We start from the raw sequence: 13153 nt of genomic DNA, 5'->3' as shown, positions 1-13153 counted from the left end.
CTGGTATTCTGGCTATATGGTATACTACAGGCACCAAAACGGCCCCGCGAAGCTCGACCCCATCGCTTCCACTCTCGCGGCAAGCGACAGATAGAACCGGAGCTTTTTGGCGGCAGCTCGCGTAGAATCGCCACAGAAGGGGCTGGAGCGAGAACGGGCACTTTAGGAGAAGAGACAGGCAGGCATGAAGATCATTACCATTACAGGCTACAAGGGAGGCGTTGGAAAGAGCACCGTAGCCGTACACCTTGCCGCCTTCTTCAGCAAGAAGGGCAAAACCGTCCTCGTTGACGGTGATCCCAACCGAACGTCCGTCGCCTGGGCGGAGCGCGGTTCGCTCCCCTTCGAGGTCGTGGACCAGCGCCAGGCCATGAAAGCCGTTGCAGGCGCTGACTTCATCGTGATAGACACACCTGCACGGCCTGACTCCGATGACCTCAAGGAGCTGGCCAAGGGCTGTGACCTGATCGTCCTGCCCACCGCTCCGGACGTGCTCAGCCTACAGCCCATGCTGGAGACCTGTCGCGCCTTGCCTGGTGCTAAGTACAGAGCGCTGCTGACCATCGTGCCGCCCCACCCCAGCCGCGAGGGGGAGATCATGCAAGGGGAGCTGCGCCAGGCGGGGATCGAGGTATTCGATGCCATGATCCGTCGCACCGTGGGCTTCCCCAAGTCTGCGCTGGCAGGCACGACAGTGGAGACGCTCGATGATCCACGGCAGAAGGCGGCCTGGGGCGACTTCGAGAGCCTCGGCAAAGAGATCCTCGCTCTCTTGGAGAGCGAATAGAAAGAGAAGGGATAGGACAGCTATGAACAAGCCAAACGACACAAACCGACCGCGCTACGCCGACATTATCCAGAAGGCGCGAGAGTCGGAGGTAGCCGAGCAGGAGCCAGAAGTAGGAGAGGTGGCCTCTTTGCCAGATAGCCAGAATACCAGATTACAGAACGAGGCTCCTGGTAAGGTAGTCGAGGAGATGGTGAACCTCTCGATCCGGGTGCCTAAGCGCTTAAGAATGCACTGGGTCGCGGAGGCCAAGCGAAATGACACCAGCCTTACCGCCGTAATCACCGAGGCGCTAAACGCTCGATTTGGGATAAGTAGGAACTTAGTGTAATTGAAAACACACTAAACCCAACGGAAGGTGACCATGATCCATAGATACCAGCTTGACGTGTCCTAAATTTTTTAACGATACTATGAAGATAGCCTCCGCTAAAGAGGAGACTTCGATTTCATCCAGAATGGAGACCACTATGTCATTCGATTTTCAACTTGCTACTCCGCGACCGTTGCCTGTACTGGTACTAGCAGACACGAGCGGTAGCATGAAGGGGGAGAAGATCGAAGCAATGAACCACGCGCTCAGGACGATGGCAGCAGAGCTCGCGGCTCTGGATGATGTCCGAGGTGAAGTATATCTGGGGGTCATCACGTTCGGCGGTGAACCGAATATCCTCCAACCCCCGATCCCGGCGCGCCAGGTAAAACTTCCGGAACTGTCTGCGGGCGGCAAAACCCCGCTGGGAGCCGCGCTAGCGATCGCACACGACCTGCTGGAGGATAGGGATATCATCCCAAACCGCGCGTTTTCACCGACGCTCGTTCTGATAAGTGACGGTCAGCCCACCGACTTGCCAGACGAATTAATGTCTCGCATCGCCCGCCGAACAACGGCAAATGCGGACGAACTTCGCGAAACGTTCTTGAAGTGGGAACCTATCCAACAACTCCATACTGCGACGCGTGCCGCACGTTCTCAGAGACTCGCTCTAGGTATAGAGGCCGGCGGCAGCGGGGATCCTACATATGCCCTTCTGGAAGCCTTTATCAACCAGCCGGGAGTACCTGTGGCACGTGCAAGTGAAGCAGGGGCGATTCTGCGCTTTTTGCAGTGGGTCACACTATCAGTGGCGTCGCGCACCAAAGGCCGTGACCCGAACGCCATCGTGCCCGAACTGCTGGACCTCTCTAAACTCACCGATGATGGATTAGTCCTGTAGGAAGGGAGATATAGTATTGTTACCCCCTTCAACATTTCCAGCTACCCTGGACGCGTCCACTTCGCCAGTACCACAGGAGGAGCTCCTAGGCACTGTCACCGATACTGGCGGAAAAATCTATAGACTAACCCAGGTGATGGGATTCGGGGGACAAGGGATCGTATATCGCGAAGCTTCAGGAGACTCCGTCATCAAAATTCTCCGTGGGGGAGGTGATCGAGCGGGTGCGGAAGCACGGGAGCGGCGGCGGCGTTATGAACGCCTGCGGGAACTGCGAAGCCTTGTACCTGACGAACTGCCGCTCCTCCTCCCCACCGCCGTACTGGCCCCTCCACACACCGGCTATGTAATGGCCCGCGTCCGTGGACACCGGCCACTCACCGGGCTACTCCGCCCTGATCCGGATAGCTCGTTCACTCAGTGGTATCAGAAGGACACTGGGGGACTGCGTCGGCGACTGCTTATCGGGGCGCGACTAGCGCGCGCTTTTCACTTTCTACACTCTCTCGGGCTCGCCTACGGTGACTTGTCGGATTCCAACGTTCTTGTTGCCCGCAACCCCCGGCTACTCACGCTCTGCCTGATCGATGTGGACAATCTCTCGCTATCCGACGTTCCACGAACCACAGTTGTCGGGACTGAACGATATATCGCACCAGAGTTGCTGCGCGGAAGCGGTTTGCCCGACAGCCTAACTGACTGCCACTCCCTCGCAACCTTGATTTTTACACTCCTGAGGTTGGGGCATCCTCTCCTCGGGGATGCCGTCCTAGACAATGTGCCAGAGGCAGAAGAGACGGCCTTGCGCGGCGAACTGCCTTACGTCGAACATCCTGACAACAGTAGCAATCGCTGCTCGCGTCTACTCCCGGCGGAACTAACCTTGACGACCACTCTGAAAGAGCTCTTCCGCCGCGCGTTCATGGAGGGACTGACTCAGCAACGCGCTCTACGTCCGGCCCCACGCCAATGGGAAGCCGCGCTCTTAGCTGCCGCGGACAACCTTGCGCGCTGCATCGGGTGTGGCGCGGATTACCTACCACACGGTACAGCGTGTCCGTGGTGTGGCAAGGAGCAGACCCCGCTATGGCGCATAGTACTCTATGACGCCACCGGAACCGGAGGAAAGGCCTTGCAGCGCAAAGTTGGCAGCGTTGTCCTGCCTTTTCCTACGCAGGAAAATGCCGCGATTCCACGCCGTCTGACGGAGTTTGGCGCTGAAGGCATTGCTGGTGACGCAACCGCCTGCCTCCTGCGCTGTAACGCTGATCAGTTGGTTACTCTGGATAATACAGGCGGACGCCCCATCTATCTGTTGGAGACCAGCGCTCAGGGAATGCGCTTGACTCTTGTGAAAGCGGGCGAGGCGCGTCCGATCTCTGACATGACAAGCATCTATTTTTCCGATCCCAGAGCCATCTCAGCAGGTGAGGGTAATGTGCCTCACCCCGCCATCCGTTGCATGAGGCTGTTCCGTGCAGCGCAAACCCAGGGGTTGAGTGATCGGGAGGAAGCATGAATCCGACAGATGTACCGGGGCGCGAGGAGCGAACCGCCACCCTGAGAGTTATCTTGGGAGAGATGACAGACCAGGACCGAAGTCTTACAGCGCGCTTCCGTGCAGACGAACAGCGTGCTGAGGGGACGCTTCAGCTGCCTGACGGGCGCGAGGTCATGCTTGTCGCAGAACGCGACAACACCCAGGCCAATGAATTCCTCGTAGAAGCTCGTCGATACGGCTTCCAAGCCCTTTATGAGGTCGTGTCTGTATCAGGCGGGGACAGGAAGTGGATTACATTACGACAACGTGCTTACCTCTCCTGTATTTACCTGCCAGAAGACACCCCGTTGCTAATCGACCTTTCCGACGACGTGTTACGGGAGCACCAGCTGGATGGACTGTCCCCAGATGCGCTCGCGGGTCAACTGGCCGTTGAATTCCTGGCGGCTCAGGACGGACGCGCAATTACCCGTCCTCAATCAGCGCGGATGCGAGTCCCAGATGATCTACTACACGGTCCGCACCTGGCATTTTTCACACTATTGGAGAGGCCCGGTGTTGGGTCACGGCCTGGCACTCCATTCAGCACAGGATCAGGTATCCGCCTTTGGGCGCGACGGCGGGCCGCCGACCTTATGCTGGAAGAAGGCATCCTGCGCTGCGTCCGGATATTTGAACACCGTACGCTGCGGGAAGATGCTGCACGGATGCGATTGTTACAAGGCTACATCCGTTTCGGAACAGGGGAACACCTCGCGCGGATCCGTTCACAAACGAGGAAAGCCGTTCTGGAGTCGCTTACGCGCCCCCACAGCTATTTGGCTGGGTGGGGATATTACCTCGAATTAGAACGTAGGCTGGTATTTGAGGAGGCAGCGAACGTCGGGACGGTGCGCTACCACTCCTACAAGTTGGACGTGGATGGAGACGGTCTGCGCCTCGAATTCAAACTTACTACCCCTTTGCCGGAAGGCTTTCTCGGACGGGCTTTAGATCTAGACGCCGCAGCGGAAGCCCCAGACCGGGATGATTCTGGGCACTGGCGTTTTCCGCCCGATCTGAAACGGGCGGGTACGATGGAACGGGCGGATCGCCAGACATCAAGATTGATAACCTACCTAGACTATCAGCCAGATTTCGAAAGTCTCCCACCGGAACAGAATGGTTTCCTCATGCTGTCGCTCATTGGAGATGAACGCCGCATGGAGCGGCGCTCGGCGGCGCTCGAGACCGTGTCTGGCGGCGCGGTATCCGTTCGTCCGAAGGGTGACCCAAGATTGGTAGGCTCGCGATTGGCAACGCTGGGCGAGCTCCTGGAGACAGGACGGGCAGGAGCCTTCGAAACGCGCTCCCGCGATGCCGCAGTCACCACAGCACTGCGAGAACACTTGGGCCGTGATCTAACCCGAGACCAGCGAGAAGCCCTAGATATTGCCCTGAACACACCGGACATCGCCCTGATTCAGGGGCCGCCCGGAACCGGTAAGACGACCGTGATCCGCGCACTTGTCCTGCGCCTAATGGAACGGGCACAGGAACGCGGAGAGCAGATGCGCGTGCTTGTGACCAGCTACCAGCACGATGCGGTGGACAACGCGATTCAGGGACTGGAGGTAAATGGATTGCCTCCACAACGAGTCGGTGGGAAGTCTGGACTGGCTCATGAAGAGCGACATCGTCAGTTATACAAGTGGATCGAAGACAGAAAAAAGTACTGTGATGGTGTCTTGGAGCAACTACCGGATGACCCGTTGCGCGCCCGCGCAAGGGAGCTAGCACACCGACTTGACCGCTACCGTTTTGACTGGGATCTACAGGATCCGAGAGCACTCCCCGCCGCAGTCGCACTCGCCGAGGAAACGTTGCTCACCAACGCTGGCCATATTTCACTGAGCCGTACGGAGGCTGTGCGTGACGTGTGCCAGAAGGCCCATACACACTCTATTCAAGCAGCGGCAGCTCTATCGGTCTTTCCGGATTCGGAAGATGCGAATTTAAAGAGTCGTCTCAACGCTCTCCTTGCCCAACAACGTGTGCTGGTGGAAGCGTTCGCAGATGACGGGCAGTTCCAGGCCGACCGTTTGCGCCGATTCCTGAGCCGAAATGGTGCATACCTGGGCGGTGTTGCTGATCGGGAGGACATACATAACGCGCTCCAGGCAGTGGCAATGCAGCAGGATACACCGCCTGATTCCGAAACCTGGGAAGCCTACGTTCGCTCCATACGTATACTGCAGGGCGACGATGCTGAGGAAAATGGAGAAGAGACGAGCCAGACAACAGCCGAACGCCCCTTGACTGCTACCATCCTGGAACAACTGGATGCTATCGTGGACGACCTACTTGACTCCGCACAAGCGGGATATGGCGCGATAGCCGATGCGGTTCAATACTTCCGTGAGGAGATCGGCGACCTAGCGCGAACCCGCCGAATGGTGGAAGAGTACGGTAGCATAACGGCGGGAACCTGTCAGCAAATCGCCGAACAGGCGACCGAGTATGACTTCGTCATCATAGACGAAGCTGCCCGTGCCATGCCTCTCGACCTCCTCATCCCGATGGTGCGCGGGCGTCGCATTGTGCTGGTTGGCGACCATCAGCAACTTCCGCAGATTCTGGAAGACCAAGCAGTTCAGGAATATTCTGCTACTAAGGGCGTGGAAGACGCAGCGATGTTGCAGCAATCCCTTTTCCAACGACTCTATGAAATATTCACGGATCCGAAGCGCAACGAAGGTCAGCCCCGCCGCGCCTTCCGCCTCCGTACCGGCTTCCGGATGCACCCTGTCATCAGCCGACTAGTGAGCGAACAGTTCTATGATAACGATGTCGAAGCCGGTTGCTCCGCTGACGAACGTGACCATGGATTACCGCTTTATGGTGGAAAACCGCTCGTCTGGCTGGACATCCCCCGATCACGCGGCGGTGAAAGCCGGGGCCAAAGTAAGACACGGCAAGTAGAGGTTGATGCCGTCGTCGTTGAGGCAGAACGCATCCTGAAACACGCCCCGCAGTATACCATCGGCATCATTGCCTATTACGAGCGACAGGCCGCGCTTTTGCGGACACGCATACGAGAACTTCCCCTCGAGCTGAGCCAGAAAATCGAGGTAGGTACGGTGGACTCGTTTCAAGGCAAGGAGTTCGATGTCGTCCTGCTCTCCACGGTGCGGAGCAATGGGGAGCGAAGCGATGACGAGGATGCACGTCGGCGGCGCGTCGGGTTTCTATCCCTAAAGAACCGTCTCTGCGTTTCACTCAGCCGTGCCCGTAGGCTGCTAATCGTCTGCGGCGATGCCGAAACCGTCGCGCCGCCGATCCCGGCGCTGGACGCCCTCTATCGTCGCTGCCTTGGCGGAGAGGAAGGGTGGTATATCTCCTATGCATGACCCCGGCATGGCCCCACCCCTGCGTCCACGTCCCGAACCGTCGCGTCGTTTTGTCTGGAGCCGACGGCATGACATTCGCTCACTTGAGAAAGAGGGAGGTGCGTACGTCGCACGTCTCGCTTGGCCCTTACGGGTCTTCCCTGTTCTAATGGCCCCACCAGTGAGGGGGACGTTTAACGCCCTGGAGCGAGCAGTACTCCGCCTCTCTGTAGCCGGAGTCCGTGACCGATCTCGGCTGGCATATTTCCTGGGAGTCGCGCCGGAGGTCATTCTGGCAGTGCTGAAGCGCTTAATAGAAGATGGTCTCGTCGAGGCCACCGGAGTCACCACCGAAGCCGGGCTACGACGCGTCGATGTCTGGAACGGTAAAGAACCTATGAGGGCATCTTCAGTCGAGACCGCTGAAGCCAATCGTCCGCCAGCCTATGGTTATGTCTTCCGCGACCTAGTGACAGGCTACCTATGCCCACTCTATTCCGACAGTAAACCTCTCGGACGCGATTCCTTAACAGAGTATGTCTATCCCCTGCCAACGCGCGACGGCACGGATCTACTCGAGCCGACAGCAGCAGCCGTCAAAGCGGCGATGACACGATTAGAGAAAATGCGCCTTTATGCTGAGCGCCTGTCTGAAGCGGAACAGCCTTCTCTCTTCGTAAAGGCTGCAGTCCGGGATTGCAACGGATTTACCGAAGCGGATTATCGGATCGTCGGGGATGACGATGATCTTTCGATGGGACAGGGTGCGGAAGCGGGAATGGAAGCCCATAAAGCGACCTCTCAGGTAAGAGACTTTACATTCCTGGGGCTATCCGATGAACCAGAGACGGTGGATGCTGAAGTTCTTCTCTATGCACTACGGGACAATCCGGGTCATCTCTATGCTACGGCCCCCTTCGGGGAGTTAGGCGGGGAGTGGTACCGAACACGCCTGCTTGCAACCGCTCAAGAATATCACCCCTTGAAGGCCTTTCTGGATGAACAGAAGCGGATGGCGGAAGAGCATTTCGCGCCTTCAGACTCCGTTATTATCGCCTTCACAGAAATAATGGAAGAGCCGGGCAACGTAGGCACTACTGATGATACGACACTTTTGACAGCCGAAGAGCCTTATGTAGATCCACTTGCGGCACTGCCAAATACTGTTCGCCCTTTCTGGGAAAGCCCATTACCGTTACCATCTGACGATACAGATCTTGTAATGGCGCGTGAGTTCTGGGAAAAAGCCGGCCGTGTCCTTGCTAAAGCACAAACCGATCCAGACGTGGGTGGGGGGTTTTTCATGGAATGCCAATTTGCCCTTGAGGCTATAGCAGTCCACCTGCTGAAGCAGATACCGGAGAGGCGGGCATTAGCGCGGCGGCTCGGAAATTTTTACTCTGATTTCGATCTCAGAAACCGGATAGAAGAGATGGCACGGCACTTTGGGACGCCCATCCCATTCGGTATGGTCGGAGCGGCACGCTGCAAATCTATGCAAAAGATGGCTGATGGAAACGGCATCAGCCTACGGGATAAGTGCGTGTTCCTGCTAGCCGACGCTAACGAACGGCATGATGCGGCCTTCCGAAAAGCGTTGATGATGCAAACAGACCTCTTAGTCTTACTCGATACAGTCGCCGAAATACGTAATGAGAAGGCGCACTATACCTCACAGACAGAATCTGTCGAAGCGTATCAGAACCGGGTAATCCGGATGACAAGTGCCGCACACTTAGCCTTGACAACATTGTTTCGTGTCTTGGAGACGCAGTAGGCATAAAGAATTTCCAGAAAAGCAGAGATACAAAATGGCAAAAAAGAATCGCACAAGACCTAGCTTCCCTCCCATGGGACAACGAAACGTAGAGACAACGACGCATGTCTCTCTGTCATCAACAGATATTTCCTCTGATAATACAAATGGCGGCGATGATTTGCCTGTGAGTAGCATTTCTGAGGCTAAAATCAATTCTCCAGGACAAAATATGTCTAAAGGAGTAGCTTTTTCGCCTCCAAAGACGTTTCAGGATGCAGTGATAAGGTTAAACCAAGCTCACCAAGAAATCAATCGTCTAAAAGCGGATCTGGCAAATGCTCACGAAATGGAGGACCTGTACGAAGCTGAGCGTAAGAAATTAGAGGCACAGGAAACCCAGCTCAATGAAGAGCGAGCTAATTTTGCGACGGAATGTCAACAGGCCGTTGATGCAGCACGTGAAGCAGCCATAGCAGAGGTCCGCCAGGAAATCTACGCCAGTGAGGAGCAACTGAGGCGGGAATGGTTTGAAGAGAAGCAGGCTGCAATCCAGCGGGATGCAGACGAACAGAATCGGATCTCCCTAGAGAATATCGCTGAGGCTGAAGCGAAAGCCAAATCCATTCGAGAGCAGGCAGAAGTGACTGGGCGTGACATCGTTGATGCGGCCCGCGCTCGTGCGGCCGAGGCGATGACGGAACGTGAACAGGAGCTGTCAACCTGGGAGGAGCGCCTTATCGCCGAGGAAAGCAGACAAAAGACCAGGCAACGGGAACTCAAAGACGCTGCCGAAAATCTCCAGTGGGAACGTGATGACTTAGAAGCGGATCGTATGCAGGTCAACCAATTGCGGGTGCAGACCGTCGCTCGCTGGGAGCAATGTTCCCCCGATATCGTAGCGGATTTAAAACGTCGACTGAAGGATGAGCAGGGAAATGTTACGCGGCTGGAAGAAAGCCTGAGGGAAACACGAACAGAAGCGGATGAGTTGCGCGAGAAGATGCAGGGGGGGGACGGACGTTCGCTCACAAATCTGCTCGAAGAACGGGATCGACTTAAAGAGAGATGCAAATACCTATCCCAACGTCTGTCTGAACTGCCGGACGAAGAGGAGGCAAGTTATCTGAGGGAAGCTGAGCAGGAGAATGCTCGCTTCCATAGGGAAAACGCTGCGTTGCGTCGGCAGGTCATTGAAGAGAAAAACCTTGCGGCACGCCGCGAGGTCGCTAGCCATGAGCTCTCCGCACTTCAGGCTCAGGTCGCCTCATACCGCGCCATCGTTGACCAATTGGAAGAGGCACTCAGACGGCACGCCGAAGCACACCAGCGAACTGGCGAGGCCCGCTTTCCCGAGCTGCTCAATCTCGATGAGAAGGCCCATTCCCAGGAGACGGGTAGACCCGCCCGCCTTACCGCGCCTATAGGAAAACTACTTCCCACTATAGTGAAGTTGGTTCGCGACTTCGGAGCCGCTCAGAAGCGTCCACTATACTACCGTGAGGCAACTGTGCGCAGTTTCTTAGCTGGTATGGCAGCCTCTCCACTGGCGATCCTTCAGGGGGTGAGTGGTACTGGCAAGTCTAGCCTGCCACAGATTTTCGCTGAAGCCATGAGTGGTACTTGTAGTATGATTCCCGTTCAGTCCAGTTGGCGCGACCGGCATGACCTGCTTGGGTATAACAACGATTTCACCGGGCGATTCTCAGAGTCGGCGTTGACCCGCGCCCTATACGAAGCCCAACTGCACAAGGAAAGGGAAAATCTGTGGTTCATAGTGCTGGATGAGATGAATCTAGCACGCATCGAATACTACTTCGCCGACTTCCTTTCCGAGATGGAAAAACGAAACGCTGACGATCGTGCTGTAGACCTCATCTCATTCGACCCCCGCTCGAAAGGGGAAAAGACACCGGAGTATCTCCTTGATGGGCGTCGTTTGCGCCTTCCAAGGAATGTATGGTTCGTAGGAACGGCTAACCGTGATGAGTCCACCTTAGAGATTACGGATAAAGTCTATGATCGCGCTCAGGTAATCGACTTTCAGGAGCGCGAAAACCCGTTCCAGGCGAGCAGTCCTGGCGCATCCTGGGTAAGTTACTCGATGCTGACCGGAGCGTTTAATGAGGCCATCGGGGCGATGCCTTTCTTACCACAACCAGTTCAAAAAGCGGTCGATCAGCTGGATGACTTCCTACAGAAAGAGTTCGGCATCACCTTCGGATTCCGCCTACAAGACCAATTATGCCGGTTCGCCGCTGTCTATAGCGCATCTGGTGGGACAGTCGAAGAGGCCGTGGATATTCAGATCGCCCGCAAGGTGCTACGTAAACTGGAGTCGCTCCTGGATCCTGAAATCAGAAAGCCCTTGGAGGAAGTACAACTGCTGTTAGAAAGCAGTGCCCTAGCTGCCGGAGCACCGGAGCCTCTCCGCTACTGTAAGGCTGTCATCCAGAGACGCATCGCCGAACTCTCCGGAGGCCGGATTTGATGCCGGACACGACCGCCGCTGAGGAGCGATACTCTGATGACCAGCCGCGCCTCCAGTATCTCCCTAACTTCCACCAGAAAGAGTCGAAGGATACGGGTTGGGAAGAGGCATCCCCCCACCGGGTCAACGTGGCAGGTCCGCTCGGTGGGTGGGCACGCCTGGTTCTGCCAGATACGCGAGAAGTTGAGGGACGTGCCGCGCCCCTAAACCGTCGCAAGGGGGCATCTGCAGTCTCCTCCGCCTGGCGCGTCCGCGTGAACGGCACAGAACATCCGGTAGCTGTGGCACCACCCCGCGGTGTCACCGAGTCGGCGCTTTTTTCTGAACCTTTTCCAGTGCGCATAGAGAACCCTGCTGCAGGCGAAACCCTCGTGGAAATCGTCGCGACGCAAGACGGTTTCGGTAAGCATGCCCAAAGTTTTCGCTTCGGGCCGCACCCTACCCTTGCATTAGGGTGGGAGCTTCGCGATACCCTGAGCGATTTTGAGAAAGAACTTCATGGAGTTGTAAGCCTGGAAGAAGGAGGGGATCAAGGGGTGGTGCGCTGGGGAACGCTGCGCGTTGCCGTCGAATGTGGTGAGCTGCTGCTGTTCCGTCAGCCAGAGACCGTCCAAAAAGACCCGAACCGGCTCCGGTTATTAGATGCCTTGGAGAAGGCCATGCCTCATCTTCTCGCAATCTGCCGACAGCCCAGAACCAGATTACTCATAGAGGAGCAGATACGCCCAGTAGGACTGGTACGCAGAACTGGCCCCACCGCGCTCCGCCATATCGCCTCCCACAGTGAACATTGGGAATCTCGGACAGTCACGGGTCTACGGCCAGCACGACTACTCGCACAGGTTCCTGAAGATGACCTAGCCCTATATGAAAATAGGTTTGTAATTATGTTCATTGACGAACTGCGGGAGTACTTGGTGGGTGAGGCTAACCGACTGCTGGAAGGAATGCGTTCCTTGGCAGATATATTACAGTTCGACGGCTTTTCCAGTAGTGATTGGCAGCAGAATCGTCTGCTACAATCCCTCCTGCCGAATCTCGACCATAATAGCGAGGTATGGGAGCGCCAATATCAGGCGTTGAGTGAGGAGGTGGAGCGGGTACGGCGACTCCGCCGCGCCCTGATTCCGGCAGAAAACTCAACCCTATATCGTCGTCTGCACAAACTTCCGTCCCTCGCACCTCCGTTCCACACGACTAACATCCTCCGTATGGATCCGCACTATCGCCGCCTCTTCGACGTCTGGCGGCTCCTCGCGGAGCTACGCAGAAAAGCTGGTGACACAGGTGACAGTCTCCCCCAGACAGCCGCCAATGCACAACATCAGTATCGTATCTACACAGGCCTCGTAGTCCTGCAAGCCCTCGCTGCGCTAGGGTACCAACCGGTTAAGGGTGAGGAACAGACCGCATGCGCTGCGGTGGACCATTCAGGATGGATGGCGCAGGGAGCGTACGTAAACAGCGATGGCCACTGGCGTATAGAAGTCGGTTCCAGCAGGGCAGACCCGGGAGAGTGGGAGGTTATTGACCTCACACTGACGACGCGCCACCGCATGGTCGTCAAACCGCCCAGTGGCGTGTCCTTCACCGCACCCACTTCACTGCCTGAGCTCCCTTGTGAGGCTGTCTGGGAAGGATCGGCGTTGGCCATCTATGGGCAGCCGACTCCAGAGGAGTTAGATCTCCTCGCCCGCGCTGGAAAGAGCGAGAGTTGGCGGCGCTTTGTTCTGGAGAAAGTCCGCTCCGAAGCCCGACCCGCAGTTGTCCGGCGTATCCGCCTCATCCCCTTGGCGATAGCGCTGGAAGAGAGTGGAGAATCGAAAGGAGGACGATGGCAGGAGAACGTTACCACGGACCTGCTGGACATCGCCTATGCACAAGCGGTGGGAACAAAGACGGACGCCATTCTCTGGGTGACGCCGACGGAACCCGCGAATCTCCCAGCCACCTGTTCTCCAGCGGTGGCGCATCGACTGTTGTCGCTGGGGGATGGTTTCATCCCGCGCGATGCGGCGCGATGGGCAGGGGCG

7 protein-coding genes and 1 pseudogene are annotated in these 13153 nt (G+C 56.8%); all 8 read left to right on the top strand.

Annotation, left to right across the window (positions count from 1 at the left end; all coding sequences use genetic code 11):
* Positions 1-184 precede the first annotated feature (184 nt).
* Complete coding sequence (locus tag HNQ39_RS28390) at positions 185-787, top strand: ParA family protein (RefSeq protein WP_184203981.1); 603 nt, start codon at positions 185-187, stop codon at positions 785-787.
* 22 nt (positions 788-809) lie between these two features.
* Positions 810-1118, top strand: coding sequence for a hypothetical protein (locus tag HNQ39_RS28385; protein WP_184203996.1), 309 nt, complete (start codon positions 810-812; stop codon positions 1116-1118).
* 82 nt (positions 1119-1200) lie between these two features.
* Positions 1201-2004: a vWA domain-containing protein gene (locus HNQ39_RS28380; RefSeq protein ID WP_184203980.1), complete on the top strand. Its 804-nt coding sequence runs from the start codon at positions 1201-1203 to the stop codon at positions 2002-2004.
* Positions 2005-2140: 136 nt separating this feature from the next.
* A pseudogene (locus tag HNQ39_RS30910) lies at positions 2141-2860 on the top strand (protein kinase domain-containing protein); the annotation flags it as partial.
* A 276-nt stretch (positions 2861-3136) separates the two neighbouring features.
* On the top strand, positions 3137-3523 hold the full coding sequence (locus tag HNQ39_RS30155) for a hypothetical protein (protein WP_246386308.1): 387 nt from the start codon (positions 3137-3139) through the stop codon (positions 3521-3523).
* Entirely contained in the window at positions 3520-6894 is a 3375-nt protein-coding gene (locus HNQ39_RS28370; protein ID WP_184203978.1) for a DEAD/DEAH box helicase, read from the top strand. The genes HNQ39_RS30155 and HNQ39_RS28370 overlap by 4 nt, the downstream gene beginning before the upstream one ends.
* A 277-nt stretch (positions 6895-7171) precedes the next feature.
* Positions 7172-8650: a hypothetical protein gene (locus HNQ39_RS28365; protein ID WP_184203977.1), complete on the top strand. Its 1479-nt coding sequence runs from the start codon at positions 7172-7174 to the stop codon at positions 8648-8650.
* A gap of 73 nt (positions 8651-8723) precedes the next feature.
* Positions 8724-11120: an AAA family ATPase gene (locus HNQ39_RS28360; RefSeq protein ID WP_184203976.1), complete on the top strand. Its 2397-nt coding sequence runs from the start codon at positions 8724-8726 to the stop codon at positions 11118-11120.
* The last annotated feature ends 2033 nt before the right edge of the window (positions 11121-13153 follow it).

Source organism: Armatimonas rosea (genome assembly GCF_014202505.1).
GTDB lineage: Bacteria > Armatimonadota > Armatimonadia > Armatimonadales > Armatimonadaceae > Armatimonas > Armatimonas rosea.
The sequence above is the reverse complement of the archived record's forward strand: the minus strand, read 5'-3'. Positions and strand labels throughout refer to the sequence as shown.

Excerpts from the sequence above, each read along its gene's own strand:
- HNQ39_RS28390 (WP_184203981.1), top strand. The coding sequence starts at position 185 with ATGAAGATCATTACCATTACAGGCTACAAGGGAGGCGTTGGAAAGAGC.
- HNQ39_RS28385 (WP_184203996.1), top strand. The coding sequence starts at position 810 with ATGAACAAGCCAAACGACACAAACCGACCGCGCTACGCCGACATTATC.
- HNQ39_RS28380 (WP_184203980.1), top strand. The coding sequence starts at position 1,201 with ATGAAGATAGCCTCCGCTAAAGAGGAGACTTCGATTTCATCCAGAATG.
- HNQ39_RS28370 (WP_184203978.1), top strand. The coding sequence starts at position 3,520 with ATGAATCCGACAGATGTACCGGGGCGCGAGGAGCGAACCGCCACCCTG.
- HNQ39_RS28360 (WP_184203976.1), top strand. The coding sequence starts at position 8,724 with ATGGGACAACGAAACGTAGAGACAACGACGCATGTCTCTCTGTCATCA.